General features: G+C 33.1%; 22 protein-coding genes. 11 read left to right on the top strand and 11 right to left on the bottom strand.

The annotated features are described in order from the left end of the window. Positions 1–176: 176 nt before the first annotated feature. From CD129_RS07255 to CD129_RS07230, 6 genes are all read right to left on the bottom strand, one after another. A complete protein-coding gene (locus tag CD129_RS07255) occupies positions 177–1,670 on the bottom strand; it encodes a sucrose-6-phosphate hydrolase (protein WP_115337242.1) in 1,494 nt (497 codons plus the stop codon). Between the two features lie 170 nt (positions 1,671–1,840). After that, positions 1,841–2,065, bottom strand: coding sequence for a sulfurtransferase TusA family protein (locus tag CD129_RS07250; RefSeq protein WP_078358287.1), 225 nt, complete (start codon positions 2,063–2,065; stop codon positions 1,841–1,843). Between the two features lie 18 nt (positions 2,066–2,083). Further along, positions 2,084–3,151 (bottom strand): YeeE/YedE family protein, encoded by a 1,068-nt coding sequence (locus CD129_RS07245; protein ID WP_078358290.1) that lies wholly within the window; start codon positions 3,149–3,151, stop codon positions 2,084–2,086. Between the two features lie 125 nt (positions 3,152–3,276). After that, a complete protein-coding gene (tatC, locus tag CD129_RS07240; RefSeq protein WP_078358291.1) occupies positions 3,277–4,059 on the bottom strand; it encodes a twin-arginine translocase subunit TatC in 783 nt (260 codons plus the stop codon). Between the two features lie 72 nt (positions 4,060–4,131). Then, positions 4,132–4,356, bottom strand: a complete 225-nt coding sequence (locus CD129_RS07235) for a twin-arginine translocase TatA/TatE family subunit (protein ID WP_078358293.1) — start codon at positions 4,354–4,356, stop codon at positions 4,132–4,134. Positions 4,357–4,367: 11 nt separating this feature from the next. Next, a complete protein-coding gene (locus CD129_RS07230) occupies positions 4,368–5,000 on the bottom strand; it encodes a redox-sensing transcriptional repressor Rex (protein WP_078358294.1) in 633 nt (210 codons plus the stop codon). Positions 5,001–5,162: 162 nt separating this feature from the next. Between CD129_RS07230 and CD129_RS07225 the strand changes: the two genes are divergently transcribed. After that, positions 5,163–7,085, top strand: coding sequence for an ABC-F family ATP-binding cassette domain-containing protein (locus CD129_RS07225; protein WP_115337241.1), 1,923 nt, complete (start codon positions 5,163–5,165; stop codon positions 7,083–7,085). Between the two features lie 505 nt (positions 7,086–7,590). Next, the gene (locus tag CD129_RS13190) at positions 7,591–7,734 is read left to right on the top strand and encodes a hypothetical protein (RefSeq protein WP_170167680.1); all 144 of its coding nucleotides are present in this window, start codon (positions 7,591–7,593) and stop codon (positions 7,732–7,734) included. Between the two features lie 791 nt (positions 7,735–8,525). Here CD129_RS13190 and CD129_RS07220 read toward each other — a convergent pair. The 5 genes from CD129_RS07220 to tsaE all read right to left on the bottom strand — a co-directional run bounded on the left by CD129_RS07220 (position 8,526) and on the right by tsaE (position 11,585). Continuing rightward, a complete protein-coding gene (locus CD129_RS07220; protein WP_078358298.1) occupies positions 8,526–8,954 on the bottom strand; it encodes a VOC family protein in 429 nt (142 codons plus the stop codon). 74 nt (positions 8,955–9,028) lie between these two features. After that, the gene (tsaD, locus tag CD129_RS07215; protein WP_107509982.1) at positions 9,029–10,045 is read right to left on the bottom strand and encodes a tRNA (adenosine(37)-N6)-threonylcarbamoyltransferase complex transferase subunit TsaD; all 1,017 of its coding nucleotides are present in this window, start codon (positions 10,043–10,045) and stop codon (positions 9,029–9,031) included. Continuing rightward, positions 10,038–10,466, bottom strand: a complete 429-nt coding sequence (gene rimI / locus CD129_RS07210; protein ID WP_411815073.1) for a ribosomal protein S18-alanine N-acetyltransferase — start codon at positions 10,464–10,466, stop codon at positions 10,038–10,040. The genes tsaD and rimI overlap by 8 nt, the downstream gene beginning before the upstream one ends. An 11-nt stretch (positions 10,467–10,477) precedes the next feature. Then, entirely contained in the window at positions 10,478–11,143 is a 666-nt protein-coding gene (tsaB, locus tag CD129_RS07205) for a tRNA (adenosine(37)-N6)-threonylcarbamoyltransferase complex dimerization subunit type 1 TsaB (protein WP_170167681.1), read from the bottom strand. Next, positions 11,124–11,585 (bottom strand): tRNA (adenosine(37)-N6)-threonylcarbamoyltransferase complex ATPase subunit type 1 TsaE, encoded by a 462-nt coding sequence (gene tsaE, locus CD129_RS07200; protein WP_078358303.1) that lies wholly within the window; start codon positions 11,583–11,585, stop codon positions 11,124–11,126. Before tsaE ends, tsaB begins: the two co-directional genes overlap by 20 nt. Positions 11,586–12,030: 445 nt before the next feature. Between tsaE and ilvD the strand changes: the two genes are divergently transcribed. Genes ilvD through ilvA form a run of 9 tightly spaced genes read left to right on the top strand, consistent with a single transcriptional unit; the run spans position 12,031 to position 22,814 of the window. After that, on the top strand, positions 12,031–13,719 hold the full coding sequence (gene ilvD / locus CD129_RS07195; RefSeq protein WP_078358305.1) for a dihydroxy-acid dehydratase: 1,689 nt from the start codon (positions 12,031–12,033) through the stop codon (positions 13,717–13,719). 12 nt (positions 13,720–13,731) lie between these two features. Then, entirely contained in the window at positions 13,732–15,465 is a 1,734-nt protein-coding gene (ilvB, locus tag CD129_RS07190; protein ID WP_107509984.1) for a biosynthetic-type acetolactate synthase large subunit, read from the top strand. Beyond that, positions 15,465–15,938 carry an acetolactate synthase small subunit gene (gene ilvN, locus CD129_RS07185; protein WP_078358309.1) on the top strand — a complete coding sequence of 158 codons (474 nt, stop codon included), beginning with the start codon at positions 15,465–15,467 and terminating at the stop codon, positions 15,936–15,938. The genes ilvB and ilvN overlap by 1 nt, the downstream gene beginning before the upstream one ends. Before the next feature lie 29 nt (positions 15,939–15,967). Next, the gene (ilvC, locus tag CD129_RS07180) at positions 15,968–16,975 is read left to right on the top strand and encodes a ketol-acid reductoisomerase (protein ID WP_107509985.1); all 1,008 of its coding nucleotides are present in this window, start codon (positions 15,968–15,970) and stop codon (positions 16,973–16,975) included. 29 nt (positions 16,976–17,004) lie between these two features. Further along, complete coding sequence (locus CD129_RS07175) at positions 17,005–18,537, top strand: 2-isopropylmalate synthase (RefSeq protein ID WP_078358313.1); 1,533 nt, start codon at positions 17,005–17,007, stop codon at positions 18,535–18,537. Beyond that, positions 18,534–19,574 (top strand): 3-isopropylmalate dehydrogenase, encoded by a 1,041-nt coding sequence (leuB, locus tag CD129_RS07170; protein WP_107509986.1) that lies wholly within the window; start codon positions 18,534–18,536, stop codon positions 19,572–19,574. The genes CD129_RS07175 and leuB overlap by 4 nt, the downstream gene beginning before the upstream one ends. Positions 19,575–19,589: 15 nt before the next feature. Then, positions 19,590–20,963, top strand: coding sequence for a 3-isopropylmalate dehydratase large subunit (leuC, locus tag CD129_RS07165; protein WP_115337240.1), 1,374 nt, complete (start codon positions 19,590–19,592; stop codon positions 20,961–20,963). Further along, the gene (leuD, locus tag CD129_RS07160; RefSeq protein WP_078358317.1) at positions 20,964–21,533 is read left to right on the top strand and encodes a 3-isopropylmalate dehydratase small subunit; all 570 of its coding nucleotides are present in this window, start codon (positions 20,964–20,966) and stop codon (positions 21,531–21,533) included. A gap of 15 nt (positions 21,534–21,548) precedes the next feature. Then, on the top strand, positions 21,549–22,814 hold the full coding sequence (ilvA, locus tag CD129_RS07155) for a threonine ammonia-lyase IlvA (RefSeq protein WP_107509989.1): 1,266 nt from the start codon (positions 21,549–21,551) through the stop codon (positions 22,812–22,814). Positions 22,815–23,542: the final 728 nt, after the last annotated feature.

Genomic DNA, 23,542 nt, shown 5'->3' with positions numbered 1-23,542 from the left:
TATAAGTATAAATCATAAATATCTTGTTTTCTATGCTTTAACCCCATATGTTACACAGAATTAATATTTTGTAATAACTTATTCATATTTCTAATAATTAGAGGTTAAGATAAGTTGTACATAATAATTACTCCCTATCCAAAAATTGAATTTCGAATAGGGAGACTTTTAATGTTTTAACTATTTAGTTGCAAGTTATATTTTGTAAATTTCAAATAGACTTGCCCTGATTCTGTTGAAGTTCTAAAGTTTACTGCATTTTCATCCGGAAAAATTCTAGTTGTAAATACGCATTCTCCATCATTTACGAAAATTTCTAAACTTGAAGTATCGCTATAAATTCTTAACTGTTCTAAATCCTTATTTAAAGTTGTTGTACGCGTTGCTTTATCAACCGCTTCACTCACAACACCACTTTCAAAACGGTCTAATGTCAGCTGCTTTGTTCTTGTATTATAAATTATTTGAGTAGAACATTTTTTTGAAACTCTTACATCAAAATATATTTCTGTCGCTTCATTTTCAATAATATCTATAATCAACTCATATTGTTTACCTTCATATGGATGTAATTTCACAGAGTGTTTGTTTGCATAACCTTCTGCTGTTTCTTTATTCGTTCTTAATTTTTCTAGAGCTTTAATCGGTCTTTGAACTAGTTTATTATTTTCGATTGTTAACTCTCTTGGAATTGTTAAACAGTGCGCCCAACCTTCTTCATCAGTTGCATAATCAATTTCAGGAAGTCCCATCCAACCTATTAAAATTCTTTTACCATTTTTGTCTAAAAATGTTTGTGGTGCATAAAAATCAAAGCCTTGATCTAGTTCAATAAAATGATGATGCTCAAATTCTAAAGTATCGATATTAAAATCACCAATTAGATAGCCAGATTGATATATGTTTTCAAATTGATTATTTTGAGGTTCAATACCCTGTGGAGAAAAGATGAATACATCTTTCTCATCCAGCTTGAACAAGTCTGGGCATTCCCACATATAACCGAAATCTTGTAATTTAGTATGTATTTCACCCTTTAAAGTCCAATCTTTAATGTTAACAGACTCATAAATAACTGCACTTCCCGTTTCATTTTCTCTTTGTATTCCAAAAATAGCATAGTACTTATCTTTTTCTTTCCATACTTTAGGGTCTCTAAAATGTTCAGTATAGCCTTTTGGAACATCATGAATCACAGGTTTATCAAATTTCTTAAATGATCCATCTTCTTGTTGAACTGCAATCATTTGTGTTGATTTTCTATTCCATTCATTATCTCTAACGTTACCTGTGTACATTAAATGTAATTTGCCTTCGTAATCAAATGCACTTCCAGAATAAACTCCATGACTATCGAATTCTGTATCTGGTGATAAAGCAACTCCTTCATCTTTAAAACTCGTTAAGTTTTTACTTGTATAGTGATACCAATACTTCAATCCATGTACAGCTCCTAATGGAAACCACTGATGAAATATATGGTATGTACCATTATGATAAATAACTCCATTAGGATCGTTTAATAATCCTGACTTTGGTTGTATGTGAAAGATTTGACGCCATTTTGATTGGTTAACTTGTTCTAGCAGTTTATTATATTCAACTTCAGATATGTCTGATAGTTTTTTGGATAGTTTTTTGTATTGTTCTTCACGTGTCCAATTTACCATTATCATTCTCCTTACTTCTCATTTTAACCGGCTGCATAATATACTTATTTTATCATATTTTATAAGCTAATTTATCCTTCGTTTCAAAATGATTGTTCTCAAACCACATTTCTTTCAAATAAAAAAACTGCCAACAAAGTTAAGTTTTGTCGACAGTTTGAATACTTATATTATTGTTTTTCGACTGTTATAGTCCATGAAGCATCGCCTAATTGTTCATAATTAGTAACAGGATATCCATTATCCGCTGCCCAATTTGGAAGTGCTTCTGTTGCTTGTGTACAATCGAAATCTATTTTTAGTTGCTCTCCAACTTGTATTTCATCCATTTTATTTTGTGCTTCTATTAATGGAAATGGACATACCATTCCAACAGTACCTAATTCATGTACCATTATTACACGCTCCTTTTATTAAATACTTTGTGTATTCACTTGTGTTTTAGCTTGTCTAGCTTTTCTAGGTTTAACAAAAATGAAGTAACTCATAAACCAAGCACCAAAAATCATTGAAGGTAAGGCAACCCAACCTTGCCAACTCATAGCTGCTGTAGATACTAGTCCATTACCGATTGAACAACCGCCTGCTAATGATGCACCTACACCCATACAAGCACCACCAATCACACTATTTCTAATTGTCTTAGTATCTGGCATTCTCCATTTAAATTCTCTTGAGCCTTTAGCTGCAATATATGAACCTACGAAAATACCTAATACTAAAAATACACCCCAGTTTATTAATGAAACATCTCCAGTCACTAAATACTGAACGATATTGGCTGAAGGAGTTGTAATACCAAGTCCTCCAACTCTACCAGTTGAAGCGCTCATTGGCCAAGCAATTAAAGCAATAACTCCTACTGCAACTGCCGCAACAAAAGGATGGTATCTTTTTTCAAATAACATATGACGTATTCCCGTATATTTCGGTTTTAATTGAGGTATAGCAACTTTTGGTTTTTTCAAAGTTTTTGTAACAAAATATGCTGTTATCATTACTAACACTATAATTAATAACCAAACAGGTATATTAAGTGTTTCAGACATATTTGAATTCATTACACTATATGAATTTATATTTTCTTGTAAAGGATTTAAAGGACCAGATTTCATAATTGCGGCCGTCACACCATACAATACTAATGCAATCCAGCTTCCTATTAATCCTTCACCTGCTCTGTACCATGTACCAGTTGCACACCCACCAGCTAGTATAATACCAATACCAAATACAAATGATCCAAGTATCGTACCTACTAATGGAAATGTTTCCGCTTCTATTTTAAAGACGCCTAATCCTACTAAAGTAAATAACCCAATACTTTGAATAGAAATAGCTATTAATAAAGCATAAAACATTTTATTATTTTTTTGTACATACATATCTCTAAATCCGCCTGTTAAACAAAAACGTGTTCTTTGCATAACAAAGCCGAGTAATATACCGACGATAAGTCCACTCATAACCATCCAAATCACGTTTACATCTCCTTATTCTTATTACTTTGATAGGAATAATAATATATGATATTCCACATTTTTTCAAGTTACCATTTCATTACAAAAGTTTGATAATTCAAAAAAAGAAAAAACAACCGTAATTTTTACGGTTGTTTCGTTTCATCTTCATCCATACCTAGTTCTTCTTCCATTAACTTTTGTTCTGCTTTTAAATATTTTTTATAACCTATTTTAGAAATTATGATACTAATCTCATATAAAAGTATCATCGGAATTGTAAATAACATATGTGTCATAAAATCAGGTGGAGCTATTAATGCTGCTACGACAAGTAATATGAAGTATGCATATTTTCTGTTTTTCTTTAAGAACATCGGTGTTACAATCCCTAATCTTGTTAAGAATAATAATAAAATTGGCAATTGAAATACGAAACCAAAAGGTATCGTAAATTTGAATAATTCACTAAAATATTCTTTAATACCAATGGTCTGCTTTATACCCATGTCATCTGCTAGTCCCATCGTAAATGCTATTAAATATGGGAATATGATAAAGTATGAAAATAACAAACCTCCTACAAACAAGAACAAACTAAATGGAATATAACTTAGTGTAACTTTTTGTTCTTTTGGATGTAATCCCGGAGATATAAATGCCCATATTTCATATAATATAACTGGTGATACAATAATAAATGCAATAATGATAATCATTGCTATGTATATTGTGAGTGGATCTGTTATCCTAAACGCATTCAATTCTAATGTTTGGGTAAAATCATCATTCGTAATATAGTAAATCACTGGTTTAGCAATGAAAAATCCAATAATGAGCCCACCTATTAGAAAATATGCAATAATCATAATACGACCACGTAATTCTTCTAAGTGTTCGACAAAAGTTAAATTGTCTTTATCCACCATCTTACCTCCAATCTAAAAAAAGATGTGGCAGGAAACCCGCCACATTCAAGGGAACATCTGTTAAATAAAATTCTATTTAACTTCTTTATCTTTGCTATCTTCAGGATTACTTTTCTTTTCATCAAAGTTTGTCATGCCATCTGTAGCATCTTTAAATTCTTTCAAAGTTGATCCCATCGCTCTACCAAACTGTGGTAATTTCTTTGGCCCAAATATAATTAATGCTACTACCCCTATAAATAATAAACTAACTGGTCCTGAAATACCGACTGTATTAATAAACGTTAAAGCTTCCATTTGATACCCTCCTATTGATTCTTCATAAAGAAGATTAAAGATTGCAATTCAATTCCTAAATCTATATGATGAACCTGCACTTTCTCAGGTACATTTATTCTTTGAGGTGTAAAATTCAAAATACCAGTAATTCCAGCAGATGTTATACGATCAGCAACTCTTTGTGCTGCTTGTTGTGGTACTGTCAATATTACAACTTGTATACCTACTTCTTCAACTACTTTTTCAAAATCATCCATACTATCAACTGTCAATTTACCTACCATACTTCCAGATATACTTTCAGATTGATCGAAAGCTGCGACAATTTGCATTCTATCATTAACAGTAAAATTATAATTCACAAGTGCAGTACCTAAATTACCAACACCAACGATTGCGACTTTAGTCATATCATCTTGTTCAAGGGTTGTTCTAAAAAATTTTAATAAATAACTAATATTGTATCCGTAACCCTTTTTTCCTAATTCACCAAAATATGAAAAATCTCGGCGAATTGTAGCTGAATCAATTTTAAGACCTTCACTTAATTCTTTTGAAGATACACGATCTACGCCTGAATTATGAAGTGTACTAACAAATCTATAATAAAGAGGCAAACGTTTCAAAGTTGCTTTAGGGATCTTCACATCATTCTTTGCCAAAATCCTCACCTTTTCCACTATAAAATAATGTGATTGCGTTCACATCTAATGGGTTTATTATAACAAACTTCACATAAAATAACTATATAAATATTGTATGTCATTTACATACAATTATCGTTCATTTTCATGTAGAATAATAACTAATAGAGAGGTGTAAACATGATACTTTTACAAATAAATAATTTAGAAAAATCTTTTGATGGCGATGTTATTTTTTCAGATGCTGATTTTGAAGTTAAAACAGGTGAAAGAATTGCAATAGTAGGAAGAAATGGTGCAGGTAAAACAACACTCATGAAAATTATTGCCGGCGTCGAAAGTTATGATTCAGGAAACATGTCTAAAGGTAAACAAGTTTCTATGGGATATTTAACACAACAAATGACATTAGACTCAAATGATACTGTGATGAATGAAATGAAAAAACCATTTGAACATGTAATAGTAATTGAAGAAAAGATGAAATCTTTAACAGACTGGTTAAGCAAACACGCAGATGACTATGATAGCGATACTTATCAAGAAAAGTTATCTCAATATGAAACACTATCAAATCAATACGAATCATTGGATGGCTATCAATATGAAAGTAAAATTAAAACTGTTTTAACGGGTTTGAATTTTATAGTGTCTGACTTTGATAGACAAATTCAATCATTCAGTGGTGGTCAAAAGACTAGATTATCGATGGCTCAGATGTTATTAAGTGAACCAGACTTGTTATTACTAGATGAACCTACTAACCATTTAGATATGGATACAACAGAATGGCTTGAGAACTATTTAACACATTTCAAAGGCGCTATCGTTATAATCAGTCACGATAGATACTTTTTAGATAAAATAGTTAACCAAGTTTACGATGTTGCTTTAGGTTCTGTAAAAAAATACGTAGGTAACTATAGTAAGTTTTTGAAAGAACGTGACGCACATTACGAAAAAGTAATGGCTGAATACGAAAGACAACAAAGTGAGATTAAAAAATTAGAAACATTTGTTGAAAAAAATATAACACGCGCATCTACAAGTGGTATGGCGAAAAGTAGACGTAAAGTCTTAGAACGAATGGAAAGAATCGATAAGCCAAGACTTGATGCAAAAAGTGCACAAATTAATTTCGAAATAAACCGAGCTACTGGTGAAGATGTTTTAAAAATTAATAATTTAGAAATTGGTTACTCTGAAAGCATAACTTCACCAATTAATTTAGAAGTAAAACGTCATGATCGCATCGCTATAATCGGTCCAAACGGAATCGGTAAATCTACTTTGATTAAGACAATCGCACAAAAGCTTCCTGCATTAGCTGGAGATGTCTTATTCGGTTCTAATATTCAGATTGGTTATTATGACCAAAAACAAGCAGAATTTAAATCCAATATGACAATATTAGATTATGTATGGAATCAATACTCACATATGCTAGAGAAAGACATTAGAACCATTTTAGGCAGATTCTTATTTACCCAGGATGAAGTCAAAAAAGTAATTAATGACTTATCAGGTGGAGAAAAAGCACGTCTTCAACTAGCATTGTTAATGCTAGAAAAAAATAACGTTCTTATTCTTGATGAACCTACCAACCATTTAGATATTGATTCTAAAGAAATGTTAGAACAAGCTCTACAAAACTATGAAGGCACACTACTCTTTGTATCACATGATCGATATTTTATTAATGAACTTGCTAATAAAGTATTCCATATCACTTATGAAGGTAATGAGCTTTTCCAAGGAGATTATCAATATTATTTAGAAAAACTAGAACAACGTGATGCAATCAATAGTTATGAACAAAATGATAGTTCCTCTACTCAAACAACTAAAGATGATAATTTTTATACAAATCAAAAACAACATAAAAAAGAAAAACGTAAACTTGAGCGACAATTAGAAGAAATTGAAAATAATATTTCTACATATGAAGAACAAATTACAAACTATGAGCATCAGCTTACATTGCCAGAAATATTTAATGATATTGAGAAGAGTAATGAAATTAATAATCTAAGAATAGAAACAGAACGTTTGCTCGAAGAAAACATGGAAAAATGGGAAGAAATAGAAAGTAAGCTCAATTAATCATAAATCACTAAGGTAAGTTTTACACCTTAGTGATTTTTTATATCGAATATTAATCACACTTTTATTCACAATAAAAAGACTTGTTTTACAGTCATCCACAGAGTTATCCTACTTATCCACAGGTAAAAAGTAAAAACAAGCCATTTATCGTAAAACTTGTCCACAAATAAAACAAAAGATATACTTAGGTTATCCACAATTTGTGATTAACTTGTGCACAAGTACAAACGTTCTGTATTGACTTTATGAATATCTCATGCATTTTGTTGGTGACTTGTAAATATTGTGAAATCAAAATGAAGTTAATCTTAAATTATTAATCTAGTAGATTAATTCACTAGCTTTAATATTGAAAAAGTTTTATAATTTATGTAACCAATTTTCTTGTCTTGTACACTTTAGTAAGAAAACACTGCTTACTAAATTTAAATTTAGTAAGTGCTTAGAGTTAAATTTCATTGATTAATTGGTCTTGTGTATTATACAGAAGGGATGATGATTTATGAATAACGCTAACATTGAGAGTTATACAACAAAAGCTAAAGAATTGCTAGAGCATAAGATTATAACTAAAGAAGAATATGAACAACGTATTAAAGACTACACTGATTACACAAACAGTGTAGGAAAGTACACTAGAAAATGAACACATTAAAATGACTGAGACATAATTGTCCTAGAAATTTTATAAAAATCATTTTGGTAGCTCATAAAACTACCATCAGATTGCCCGCAAAGTTTAAAACTTTGTTGGCATTTTTTTATGCGCATGCTATGTAAATAAATCTATTGATAAACGTGACCATTATGAAATGATTCACGATTTGGCGATGTAAAAGAACAGCAAAATATGAGATGGACTAGATATAGAGAAATTAAAAAATTATCCATGGATACCCTTGCTTACACTTCTTTCTACTTATGTGAATACAGATATCCATACTTACACTTCTCTCTACTTGTGTGAACATAGATATCCTTGCTTACACTTCTCTCTACTTGTGTAAATATAGACACTTAAGATTAATAGTCTTTAACATAAATGTCCTAGTATTTTTATGAGAATCATTTAGCTAACTCTTAGAGACACCATTTTTCTATATAAAAATAAATATTTACAACGATTTTGTAGTGCTGACGCCTGAGGGAATAGTATGAGTGAGAGACTACAGGTTCGAACCATACCCCTAGGCAAGCATGCACGAACAAAATCGTAAGATTATATAAAATAGATATACTTCCACCGATTTTGTAAAGTGCGGACGCCTGAGGGAATAGTATGTGTGAGAGACTATAGGCTCGAGCCATACCCCTAGGCAAGCATGCACTTTACAAAATCGTAAGATTGTATAAAAAATAAGCATATCACTTTAAAAATCAGTTAAGTGATATGCTTATTTGTTTTGATTTAGGATTTATATCCTAAGCTCTTATGATTTATTCTGTAATTGCATTTGCCATCCAAGTTACACCATATGGATCTTGGAATGAACCGAATAATGGAGACCATTCTACTTCTGCTAATTGCATATCTATTTTACACCCAGCAGCTTCAGCCTTCTTAAATAAATCGATAACTGCTTCTCTGTCGTTTTCATCATTATAGTTAAATTGGAAACAAGCTTGTGCGCCTTCATTATCAATATCTTTATTTTGCCATGTATCACTACACAAAAATGTCTTACCTAATAACTTGAAACTCGCATTCATTGTAAAAGATTCGGGCATTTGAAATTCCTCAGGTGCATCTTTGAATATTTCATGATTACCAGGTACTCTCATAATATCTGTTGCACCTAATTTCTCTTCGTAAAACTTTAATGCTTCAACGCTATTTTTAAAATTAAAATAACTATTTACTTCCACAAGTTTTCGCCTCCTATATCTTTTATTGTTCGAGTCAATTATAACTTCTGATGTGTAATATTACAAATATTTACTTAATTAAAAGTTTCAATATCTAGAGAGCTCTTGCCATTTAATTTCATGTCTGAAAATCTATTGTTTTCATATAAGAAATGGGCAACCGATCCTATCATTGCAGCATTGTCTGTACATAGATTTAATGGTGGTACACTCAATTCAATACCAAGCTTGTTAGACTCTTTCTCTAAAGTACTTCTTAAACCTTTGTTTGCTGCAACTCCTCCAGCTACGATTAAATGCTCAACATTATATTCTTTTACTGCAGACATTGTTTTACCTACCAATACTTCAACGACACTATTTTGAAAACTCGTAGCGACATCTTCTTTAACGATTTCTTCGTTTTTTTGTTTTTTATTATGCAATGTATTTATTACTGCACTTTTCAATCCACTAAAACTAAAATCATAGCTATCTTTTTCCAACCATACTCTAGGAAAATTCAAGGTATCCTTTCCTATTTGGGCCAATCTATCAACTTCTGGTCCACCTGGATAAGATAATCCTATTGTTCTTGCTACTTTATCATAAGCTTCTCCAACAGCGTCATCACGTGTTTCACCAATAATTTCAAAATCAAGATGATTCTTCATATAAATTAGTTCAGTATGCCCTCCAGATACAATGAGTGCAATTAATGGGAATTGAAGTGGTTTAATAAGGTGATTTGCATAAATATGTCCTGCTATATGATGAACCGGTATAAGCGGTTTTTGATGGCTAAATGCTAATGCTTTAGCACTAGCCACACCTACTAATAATGCACCAATTAATCCTGGTCCTTCAGTAACTGCTATTGCATCTATATCATCCATTGTCATATTTGCGTTCGATAATGCTTCATCTATAACTTGCGTCATAACTTCAACATGTTGTCTACTAGCAACTTCTGGTACAACACCACCAAATTTTTTGTGTGTCATCATTTGGGTAACGACTTCATTGCTTATAATTTCATTACCATTTTTGATCACACTAGCTGCTGTTTCGTCACAGCTCGTTTCTATACTTAAAATAATAGATTTAGTCATTTTTTAAACTCACCCACATCACTTTAGCATCCTCTCCGTCGCCATAATAATTTTTTCTGACACCACCATAAGTAAACCCAGCTTTTTCATATACATGTCTAGCAGCTTTATTTTCAATTCTTACTTCTAAGCTCATTGTCGTACATGTGGTACTTGCGTAATTCATAACATATTCTAATAATAATTGTCCTATCCCATTACTTCGATATGATTCGTCTACAGAAATTGTAGTTATTTGTGCCTGATCAATGACTATCCAAATACCACAATAGCCAATAATTTTTTCACCCAAAGACACAACGAAATAATGTGCAAATTCATTTTTTTCTAATTCATGATAGAAAGCTTCTAAAGACCACGAGCTATTTGTAAAACTTTGATTTTCTATTTTATAAACTTCTTGGACATCTTCAATACTCATTTTTCTAATTTCTAATGCTTTGTTTGATTGTTTTTCCAATTTTGTTCCGCCTCTGATAATTTTAAATATCGTGGTTTTAATTCATGAACGTTTAATACAGGCTGATCTTTTATTTGATTCATAAGTGAAGCATTTGGTAGATTCGTTATGATTCTACCATCTAATTTATTTTTCAAAGTTGCTGTATCGTTACCTACAAATATAAAAGGTTGAGTTTGATCATTTAAATATTTTTTAAGTTCTTCAATAGAAATATAACAATCTTCCATAACTTCTATTAAATTATCGTCTTCATATTTATAAACTCCTGCAAATACATGATCTCTTCTTGCATCAAATATAGGCACAATCAAATCTGTTTTACTATTGTAAGTCATAGCTAAAGATTTTAGCGAAGAAACTTCATATAATGGGATTTCCAATGAATATGCCAATGTTTTAGCTGTAGTGATACCAATTCTTAATCCAGTGTATGAGCCAGGACCATTGGCAACTACGATTTCTGTTAACATTTCAGGTGATACATTAGCCTCATTCATAAGTGTTTCAATCACCGGCATTAATTGTAAAGAATGATTTTTCTTTATATTAGATTGATAATTTAATAAGACAGTATCTTCTTTAACCAGAGATACAGCTAATGGCTGGTTTGAAGTATCAATTAATAAGGTTGTCATCATTTAACACTTCCTTTATTTGTTTATAGTGTTCACCCTTTGGAACTATTTCAAACAATCTTTTATTTTCTTCTATATACTTAATGTTAATTTCTAAATATTCTTCGGGTAGAAAATCTTTAATATATTCACTCCACTCTATGAGCGTTACAGCATCAGAAGTAAAATACTCATCAAATCCTAAGTCTTCATCACTATTTTCTAATCTGTAGCAATCCATATGATGAAAAGGTAATCTTCCTTTATACGATTTTATAATATTAAAGGTAGGTGAATTAATATTTCTCTTAACGCCTAATGCCTTACCAAAATATTGGCTAAACGTTGTCTTTCCAGCTCCTAAATCGCCATTTAATAAAATAACATCGTTCTCAGTTACGACTTGAGCAAGTTTTTCAGCTATTTTTTTCGTCTTTTCTAATGATTCAACTTGAATAAACATTATTTGGCACCTACTTTTACTTTACTTAAACTAACTGAATTATTATAACAAATATTTAATTAATTGGGTAATGAACGGTTCATATCTAACTAAAGCGCTTACATTATCTAAATTTTTAGAATAATCTAAATCTTCTGTTGACATGTGCTCAAATATGCGTTAGATTTAGAACATAAATTTTTTAACTATTCAAAAATCTTAATCAAAAATATAGTTCACATTTGAGAAGAAAGGACGAGTTGTAATGAGATATAATATGACAGCAAACAAACCGACAATCGAATACAGCATATTAGTAATTTTATTACGCTCAGAAGGACTCGAACAACAGTAAGTATCAATTTACTGTCAGGTTTAAGTCCTATTTCTACTTGAATGGGACTGAAAGCAGCGTCCCATATATTATTGGGGCGTTGCTTTTTTATTTTTCTAGAGGAGTGTAATTATGAGAAGTGACATGATCAAAAAAGGTGACCAACAAGCACCTGCAAGAAGTTTATTACATGCAACAGGACAAATTAAAGATCCTACAGATATGAATAAACCATTCATTGCGATTTGTAACTCTTATATTGATATTGTCCCAGGACATGTTCATTTAAGAGAATTAGCTGATGTAGCTAAAGAAGCTATTAGAGAAGCAGGTGGTATACCATTCGAATTTAATACGATTGGTGTCGATGACGGAATTGCAATGGGACACATTGGAATGCGCTACTCATTACCAAGTAGAGAAGTAATTGCTGACGCAGCAGAAACAGTAATCAATGCTCACTGGTTTGATGGTGTATTCTACATGCCAAACTGTGACAAGATTACACCAGGTATGCTTTTAGCATCTGTTAGAACAAATGTACCTGCTATCTTTTGTTCAGGCGGTCCAATGAAAGCTGGATTATCATCAACTGGTAAAGCTTTAACATTATCATCAATGTTTGAAGCAGTTGGTTCTTTCAAAGGTGGATCAATGTCAAAAGAAGAATTTTTAGACATGGAACAGAATGCATGCCCTACTTGTGGTTCATGTGCAGGCATGTTCACAGCAAATTCAATGAACTGTTTAATGGAAGTACTAGGACTTGCATTACCTTATAACGGTACAGCTATTGCAGTCGGAGAAGAAAGAAGAGAGTTAATTCGTGAAGCAGCATTTAAACTTATGGATTTAGTTAAGAATGATATCAAACCTAAAGACATTGTTACTAAAGACGCAATCGATGACGCATTTGCTTTAGATATGGCAATGGGAGGTTCTACTAATACAGTACTTCATACATTAGCTTTAGCAAATGAGGCTGGTATTGAATACGATTTAAATCGCGTTAACGAAATTGCTAAACGTACGCCTTACCTATCTAAAATTGCACCAAGTTCATCATATTCTATGCACGATGTTCATGAAGCTGGTGGTGTTCCAGCAATTATCGGTGAATTATTGAAAATGGATAATGTACTACACCCAGATAGAGTAACCGTCACAGGTAACACTTTAAGAGAAAATAATGAAAATAAAGAAATAAAAAATACTGATGTTATTCACACGAGAGATAATGCATTTTCTGAAACTGGTGGCTTATCAATGCTATTTGGGAACATTGCTCCCGATGGCGCAGCTATAAAAGTTGGTGGTGTCGATCCATCAATCAATAAATTTGTCGGTAAAGCAATTTGCTTTAGCTCACATGATGAAGCAGTAGAAGCAATTGATAACCATACAGTACGAGAAGGTCACGTAGTTGTCATTCGATATGAAGGACCTAAAGGTGGACCTGGAATGCCTGAGATGTTAGCCCCTACTTCATCTATCGTTGGTAGAGGATTAGGTAAAGATGTGGCATTAATAACTGACGGTAGATTCTCAGGTGCAACTAGAGGTGTTGCTGTAGGACATATTTCACCTGAAGCTGCAGCTGGAGGACCTATTGGATTGATTGAAGACGGAGATGAAATTGTAATTGATTTAATTAACCGAACATTAGATGTAAGTGTTTCTGAAGCTGAGTTACACGCTAGAAAACAAAACATCGAACCATTTAAAGCGAAAGTTAAAACTGGTTATCTTGCAAGATATACTGCGCTTGTTACAAGTGCAAATACAGGTGGCATCTTGAAAGTACCAGACGAACTAATTTAAGGAGTGATTTGCATGGCACTAACTACTAAATCATACAAAGAACCAGATGAAGCAACTAAAGAAAAGACAATAACATACACGGGTGCTGAACTACTCGTACAATCATTTATTGACCAAAAAGTTGATTACATTTTTGGATATCCTGGTGGTGCAGTCTTACCTTTATATGATGCTTTTTATGAAGGTAAAGTGCCTCACATTTTAACGAGACACGAACAAGGAGCTGTTCACGCTGCAGAAGGTTATGCAAGAGTAACAGGTAAACCTGGCGTAGTTGTTGTTACAAGCGGTCCAGGAGCGACAAATACTATTACAGGAATTGCTGATGCTATGAGTGATTCAATTCCACTCATTGTCATCACTGGCCAAGTTCATCGTCCTGGAATTGGTAAAGATGCCTTCCAAGAAGCTGATTTACTTTCAATGACAACACCTATTACGAAACATAATTATCAAGTAACAGATGTAAAAGATATTCCAAAGATTATAGATGAAGCTTTCCATATCGCTTCAACTGGACGTAAAGGACCTGTCGTAATTGATTTTCCTAAAGATATCGGTGTTCTTGAAACTGTTGAAGTTGCACCAAGAGAACTTGATTTACCAGGTTATCATATTGACCTAAATCCTGAAGAAAAAGAAATTGACCAGTTTATTCAAATGATACGCCAAGCTGAAAAGCCACTTATTTTAGCTGGTGCAGGTGTTAACCATGCCGAAGCTTCAAATGAACTTACATCTTTTGCGAATAAATACAAAATTCCTGTCGTTAATACTTTGTTAGGTTTAGGCTCTATCCCCTACTCTGATCCTTTATTTTTAGGTATGGGAGGTATGCATGGTTCATACGCTAGTAATATGGCACTAACAGAATGTGATTTGTTGATTAATTTTGGCAGCAGATTTGATGACCGTCTAGCAAGTAGCCCAGACGATTTTGCTAAAGATGCAAAAGTTATCCATGTCGATATTGATCCATGTGAAATCAACAAAATAATTCCAACTGATTTAGGTATTATTGCTGATGCAAAACTCACTCTTGAATCTCTATTAGAATATGAAACTCATGACCTTATTCACCATGATTGGTACGAACATTGTCTATCAAACAAAGCAACATACCCATTTAAATACGACAAACCCACTGATGACTTTGTTAAACCACAACAAGCAATTGAGTATATTGGTAAAATCACTAACGGTGATGCACTTGTCGCTACAGATGTAGGACAACACCAAATGTGGGTTGCACAATATTACCCGTTCAAGACACACGGTCAAATCATCACAAGTGGTGGTCTTGGAACTATGGGCTTTGGCATTCCAGCTGCAATGGGTGCAAAGTTTGCATATCCAGATAAAACTGTAGTTGCAGTTGTTGGTGACGGTGGTTTCCAAATGACAAATCAGGAAATGGCGATTCTTAATGAATTCAACAACGATATTAAAATCGTATTAATTAATAATGGTGCACTAGGGATGGTTAAACAATGGCAAGATAAGTTTTATAGCCAACGCTTTTCTCATTCAGTATTTTCAGGACAACCAGACTTTATGAAACTTTCAGAAAGCTACGGTGTTAAAAGTTTCATGATTGATTCTAATGAGAAATTGGAATCAACAATTGATGAAGCATTTGCACATAAAGGACCTGCCCTAATCGAAATTAGAATTTCCCCTTCTGAACCAGTACTTCCTATGGTTCCAAGTGGACAACCAAATTACAAGATGGAGGGCGTGGAATAATGAAAAGAACAATTAAGACTCAAGTACTCGATAGAGCGGGTACTCTCAACCGACTTACAAGTATTTTTGTAAGGAGACAATACAACATTGTTTCACTTTCAGCAACGCCAACTGAAACTGAGGGCATTACGAATATAACATTTATCGTAGATGTTTCAGATGAAAGCAGTACAGAAACAATTATTAAGCAACTAGAAAAACAAGTAAACGTAATATCTGCACTAGACATTACAGAAACAAATCTATTCAATAGAGAGCTCATATTAATTAAGCTAGGTCACCCTACTGATTATAAGTCTTTCGAAAAATTGATTCAGCCCTATGAAAATCAACTTACTATTTTAAAAGATGTTGAAGACCATATTTATTTACAAGCATTTGGAACCCATCAAACAATAGAAAATCTATTGGATGATTTAAAAATATATCCAGTGACACAAGTGTCACGAACAGGTTCAGCAGGATTACTATAAAACTAAACAATTTAATGGAGGCATTTATTATGACTAAAGTATTTTATGACAACACGGTAACAGAAGACGCATTACAAGGTAAAAAAATTGCAGTTATTGGGTATGGTTCACAAGGACATGCACATTCACAAAACTTAAAAGATAATGGCTATGACGTTGTTATCGGTATTCGTCCAGGTAAATCATTTGATCAAGCTAAAGAAGATGGCTTCGAAGTTTATCCAGTAGAAGAAGCAGTTAAGCAATCTGACGTTGTAATGATCCTATTACCAGATGAAATTCAAGGACAAGTATATAAAGAAGAAATCGAATCTAACTTAGATGAAGGAAATGCTTTAGTATTTGCTCATGGATTTAATATTCATTTTAAAGTCATTCAACCACCAGAAAACGTTGATGTGTTCTTAGTAGCACCTAAAGGACCTGGTCATTTAGTAAGACGTACATTCGCTGAAGGTAGCGCTGTACCAGCTCTTTACGCTGTATATCAAGATGCGTCTGGCAAAGCAACACAATTAGCATTAAGCTACGCAAAAGGTATCGGTGCAACTAGAGCCGGTGTAATTGGTACAAGCTTTGAAGAAGAAACTGAAACAGATTTATTCGGTGAACAAGCAGTACTTTGTGGTGGCGTAACTAAACTTATCCAATCAGGGTTTGAAACTTTAGTTGAAGCAGGTTACCAACCAGAAATCGCATATTTCGAAGTATTACATGAAATGAAACTAATCGTTGATTTAATGTATGAAGGTGGAATGGAAAACATGCGTTATTCTATTTCAAATACTGCAGAATTTGGTGACTATGTATCAGGCGAACGCGTTATCACACCAGATGTTAAAGACAATATGAAAGCAGTTCTAAAAGATATCCAAACTGGTGCGTTTAGTGATCGCTTCATTAAAGATAACGAAAACGGCTTTGAAGAATTCTTGAGAATGCGTAAAGAACAACAAGGGCATCAAATTGAATCAGTTGGTAGAGATTTACGTGACATGATGCCATTCGTTAAAGCTAAAAGTATTCAATCTAAATAAATGTATTAGAACTTAAGGAGAGGATTATTATGTCAGATCATATTCAAATATTCGATACAACACTTAGAGATGGAGAACAGACACCAGGAGTAAACTTTTCATTCGATGAACGTCTCAAAATTGCTATACAACTAGAAAAATGGGGAGTCGATGTAATAGAAGCAGGATTCCCCGCTTCTAGTGAAGGCAGTTTTAAATCAGTAGAAAGTATTTCAAAGGCATTAACAACTACTGCAGTTTGTGGCTTAGCTAGATGTAAAAAATCAGATATTGATGCTGTTCATGAATCTACAAAAGAAGCACAACATAGACAAATTCATATCTTTTTAGCTACTAGCCCTATTCATTTAGAATACAAATTAAAAATGACTGAAGAACAAGTTTTATCTTCGATTACAGAAAATGTTACTTATGCAAAAACATTATTTGAAAAAGTACAATTTTCACCTGAAGATGCAACTAGAACACCTTTACCATTTTTAATTAAAGCAGTTCAAGCGGCTGTTGATGCAGGTGCAAATATTATCAATATTCCTGATACTGTTGGTTATTCGTATCCTTCTGAATATGGTCAACTCTTTAAGACTCTCATTGAAACAGTTAAAAGTGATCACGAAGTAATTTATAGCTCTCATTGTCATGATGACCTAGGACTAGCAGTAGCAAATGGACTTGCTGCTTTTGAAAACGGTGCTCGTAGAGTTGAAGGTGCAATTAATGGTATTGGTGAACGTGCAGGTAATACAGCACTTGAAGAAATAGCGCTTGCGCTACATGTTAGACAAGACCATTTTAATCTATCAACAAATATAGACTTATCTGAAACTAAAAATACGAGTGACATAGTAAGTAGATTTTCTGGCCTTCGAGTCCCAAGAAATAAAGCAATTGTCGGACAAAATGCATTTAGCCATGAATCAGGTATACATCAAGATGGCATTCTAAAAAATCCTGAAACGTATGAAATTATGACACCTCAATTAGTTGGTGTTGTTAAAAATTCACTACCTTTAGGAAAACTATCTGGAAAACATGCATTTAGCGAAAAACTTATTGAACTTGGTTATGATTTATCTCCTGATGAACAAGTAGAAGTATTTAAACAATTCAAGTCTGTCGCAGATAAGAAAAAACAAGTTACAGATCGTGACATTCACGCTATTTTACAAGGTAGTGAACATGAAGAGAATGCATACTATAAAGTGAATGCATTACAACTACAATTTGTGTCTAATGGCTTACAAAGTTCTGTAGTCGTTATAGAAGATAAAGAAGGTAATACTTATCAAGACTCTTCTATTGGTTCAGGTTCTATCACTTCAATTTATAATGCAATAGATAGAATATTTGATTATTCACCTAAATTACAACAATACCGAATTGACTCTATTACGGAAGGTACAGATGCACAAGCTGAAGTACACGTACAAGTACAATTTGAAGATGAAGTATTTACTGGTATAGGTATTGATTATGATATCTTATACGCATCTTGCAAAGCGTATGTAGAAGCGCACGCAAAATTCAGTAAAAACACAGTGAAAGAAGGCGTAAAGTCATGACATACAAAATCACTGCCCTACCCGGTGATGGTATCGGCCCAGAGATTTTAGAAGGTAGTATTGAAATATTAGAAGCACTTGCAAAAAAGTTTGAATTTGAATACGACTTAGTTACGAAAGATTTTGGAGGTATCGCCATAGATAAACATGGCGAACCTTTACCTCCTGAAACTTTAGAAGCATGTCAAAACAGTGATGCAATACTGTTAGGCGCTGTAGGTGGCCCTAAATGGACAAATCCTAAGAATAGACCAGAGCATGGTTTATTAGGTATTAGAAAATCACTAAAATTATTTGCTAATATTAGACCTACTATAGTTACTGAAGCTACTGCTCACCTTTCCCCACTAAAAGAATCATTAGTTAAAGATACTGATTTTATAATCGTTCGAGAATTAACTGGTGGCCTTTATTTTGGTGAACCAAAGTATTTCAATGAAAATCAAGCAGTAGATACATTGACTTATACTACAGAAGAAATAACAAGAATAGCTCACATAGCTTTTAAATTAGCTTTAAAAAGAAAGAATGTTGTAACGTCTGTTGATAAAGAAAATGTTTTAAGTTCTTCAAAATTATGGAGACAAACTTTAGAACAAGTTTCTAAAGAATATCCTGATGTAACGCTAAATCATTTATTAGTTGATGCATGTAGCATGCACCTTATAACTAATCCCAAGCAATTTGACGTTATTGTAACTGAGAATTTATTTGGTGATATCCTAAGTGATGAAGCTTCAGTAATTCCAGGTTCATTAGGCTTATCGCCTTCTGCTAGTTTTGGTGAAAGTGGCCCAAGTTTATATGAGCCAATACATGGATCTGCACCAGATATTGCAGGTCAAAATAAAGCAAATCCTAGTGGTATGTTACTCTCACTAGCAATGTGTATTCGTGAAAGTCTGCATCAACCAGAATGCGCACAACATCTAGAAAATATAGTTTTTAATACAATTAATGAAGGTATTGCCACAAAAGATTTAGGTGGTAGCTACAGCACATCTGAAGTCTTCGAAGCAATTAAAAAATCAATTTAAGAGGAGGAAAACGACATGTCACAAACATTATTTGATAAAGTATGGAATCGACATATAGTAGCTGGTAAAGAAGGTGAACCCCAATTATTATACATCGACTTGCACCTAATACATGAAGTTACATCTCCTCAAGCATTCGAAGGATTAAGATTGCAAAACAGAAAATTGAGACGACCTGATCGAACTTTTGGAACTTTAGATCATAATGTTCCTACTGTTGATATATTCAATATTAGAGATGAAATTGCTAATAAACAAATTAATGCCTTACAAAAAAATTGTGAAGCATTTGGTGTAAAGTTATTTGATATGGGTTCAGACGAACAAGGTATAGTACATATGGTTGGTCCAGAAACAGGTTTAACACAGCCAGGTAAAACAATCGTATGTGGAGATTCACATACTGCTACTCATGGTGCATTTGGTGCTATTGCATTTGGAATAGGTACTAGTGAAGTTGAACATGTTTTTGCAACTCAAACATTATGGCAAACTAAACCTAAAAACTTAAAAATTCAAGTAGATGGTACCCTACCTACTGGTGTATATGCAAAAGATATCATCTTATATTTGATTAACCAATATGGAGTTGATTTTGGTAGTGGATACGCTTTAGAATTCGCAGGTGAAGCTATTTCCAATATGTCAATGGACGAGCGAATGACTATTTGTAATATGGCCATTGAAGCTGGTGCTATGTATGGAATGATGAAGCCAGATGAAACAACTTTTGAATATGTTAAAGGTCGTGAATATCAACCTGAAAACTTTGAAGAAAAAGTAGAAGATTGGAAAACGCTTTATTCTGATGAAGATGCTACTTATGATAAAATCATCACAGTTGATGTAAGTGATTTAGAACCACAAGTTACATGGGGAACTAGTCCAGAAATGGGCGTAAGTTTCAGTACACCATTCCCAGAAATCAATGATATTAATGATGAAAGAGCGTATAACTATATGGGGCTTAAACCTGGTGAAACCGCACGAGATATTCCTCTAGGTTATGTATTCCTTGGTTCTTGTACAAATGCTAGACTTTCAGATTTAATTGAAGCGAGTAAAATAATAGATGGACACCAAGTTCATCAAGATATTACAGCTATAGTCGTACCAGGTTCACGAAGCGTTAAACTACAAGCTGAGGCACTAGGATTAGATAAGATTTTCAAAGATGCAGGCTTTGATTGGCGAGAACCAGGATGTTCAATGTGTCTAGGTATGAATCCCGATCAAGTACCAAATGGGGTACATTGTGCCTCAACGAGTAACCGTAACTTTGAAGGACGACAAGGTAAAGGTGCAAGAACACATCTCGTATCTCCAGCTATGGCTGCTGCGGCTGCTATAAATGGAAGATTTGTAGATACTAGAAAGGTGGTCATTTAAATGGAACCTATTAACATCTTTAATGGGAAAACAGTTCCCCTATTGAATGATAATATTGATACGGATCAAATTATCCCTAAAGTCTTTTTAAAAAGAATAACTAAAACAGGATTTGGCCCTTTTCTATTTGATGAATGGCGCTATCTTGAAGACGGTTCTGAAAATCCAGACTTCAACTTAAATAAACAGGAATATAAAGGTGCAAGCATTTTAATTTCTGGTGACAATTTTGGTTGTGGATCATCAAGAGAACATGCCGCATGGGCGCTTAAAGATTTTGGGTTCCTTATTATTATTGCAGGTAGTTTTAGTGATATCTTTTATATGAATTGTACTAAAAATGGTATGCTTCCTATTGCTATTGAAAATAAAAATGATAGAGAAGCGATTGCTCAACATAGTGATATAACTATTGATTTACCAAATCAAGAAGTTATTACACCTGAAGCAAAATATCATTTTGAAATAGATTCAACATGGAAGAATAAACTTGTTAATGGGCTAGATGATATTGCTATTACATTAACTTACGAAGATCAAATAAACGAATATGAGAAAATGCACAACTAATTTGGGAGTGATAAAATGACCTTAAAAACACGTTTAAGTGCCGAAGATATAGAAGATGCTTTTTTAAAATTAAAAGACACTGTTAAACAAACACCTTTAGAAAAAGATATGTATTTATCACAAAAATTTGATTGTAACGTATACTTAAAAAGAGAAGACCTTCAATGGGTGCGCTCATTTAAATTACGAGGTGCATACTATGCCATTAATCAATTAACTGATGAAGAAAGAGCAAACGGCGTTAGTTGTGCAAGCGCAGGTAATCATGCCCAAGGTATTGCATTTACTGCTAAACAACTTGAAATTAAAGCAGTTATTTTCATGCCAGTTACTACCCCAGCTCAAAAAATTAATCAAGTGAAATTTTTCGGTGGTGAATTTGTTCAAATTGAATTAATTGGAGACACATTTGATGATTGTTTGAAACATGCCCTTGAATATACTGAAAAATTTGGATTAAGCTTTATTGATCCATTTGATAATATTAATACGATTGCTGGTCAAGGTACTATTGCAAAAGAAATGGTAGATTATGCAAATGATGAGAACATTCAATTTGACTATTGCTTTGCTGCAATCGGTGGTGGCGGACTTATTTCTGGAGTTGGTACATATTTAAAAGAAAATATGCCGACTACACAAGTTATAGGTGTAGAACCATTAGGAGCAAGTAGCATGGCTCAATCAGTAAAAGCAAATAAGATTGTAACGTTAACTGACATCGATAAATTTGTAGATGGTGCTTCAGTAGGAAAAGTTGGACAATTAACGTTTGATATTTCTAAAAATGTAGTAGACAATTTTGTAGCTGTAGATGAAGGTGAAGTTTGTAGCACTATTCTTGATATGTACTCGAAGCAAGCCATTATAGCCGAACCAGCTGGTGCATTAAGTGTTAGTGCTCTTAATCATTATACAAATGAAATTAAAGGTAAAAATGTAGTATGCATTGTAAGTGGTGGTAATAACGATATTAATAGAATGAAAGAAATCGAAGAAAGATCCCTCTTATTCGAAGATATGAAACATTACTTTATCGTTAATTTCCCACAAAGACCTGGCGCTTTAAGAGAATTTGTAAATGACGTATTGGGTCCTAATGATGACATTACTAAATTTGAATACTTAAAAAAATCTAGTCAAAATACTGGTTCTGTTATTATTGGTATTCAACTTAAGGACCATAATGATCTTGACCAATTATATAAGAACGTCAGTGAATTTGATCCTAAATACATTTACATTAATCAAAACAAAATGCTTTATTCACTACTGATTTAAAAGATAGTAGAATATAAATCCTAACTTAAAATAAATGGGCATATCACTTAACTGAGTTTTCAGTTTTATAGTGATATGCTTATTTTTTTAATATCTTATGATTTTGTACGTGCATGCTTGCCTAGGGGTATGGCTCGAGCCTGCAGTCTCTCACACATACTATTCCCTCATGCGTCAGCACTTTACAAAATCGTGACAAACATCTATTTTTATACAAAAAGTAAGAGCAGAAATTCTAATATATTTATGTCCTAACTCTTTTATCACTTCTTTTTAATTTGTAATATTTGAGTCCGTTCTCAAAATCTATTTTTTGATTAAGTTTCTCAGTCTTTTTTTACTATTTTTTAAAGTTTATAGTGATATGCTTATTTTTAATATCTTACGATTTTGTACGTGCATGCTTGCCTAGGGTATGGCTCGAGCCTGTAGTCTCTCACGCATACTATTCCCTCAGGCGTCCGCACATACAAAATTGTGATATTTTTCGGATATTTTAAAGCTATTTTGGGTATAGCCATTCCGTTTATTATTACATGGACAACGCAAAGTAAAATGTACGAACTATGTATGCAGTAATGGCAAGAAATATAAGAAAAATTTTCTTAGAGTTTTATATTCCTTTTAATTTTTTACATAAAAAAAAGAGACCTAACAGGTCTCGAGTGCGGCTCATCGCATCCATTTATAAATATTTGCCCGGCAACGTCCTACTCTCGCGGAACGTA

The sequence above is a fragment of the Mammaliicoccus fleurettii genome, assembly GCF_003970575.1.
Lineage (GTDB): Bacteria > Bacillota > Bacilli > Staphylococcales > Staphylococcaceae > Mammaliicoccus > Mammaliicoccus fleurettii.
Note: the sequence above shows the minus strand (reverse complement) of the source record. Positions and strands in the feature narration are given on the sequence as shown.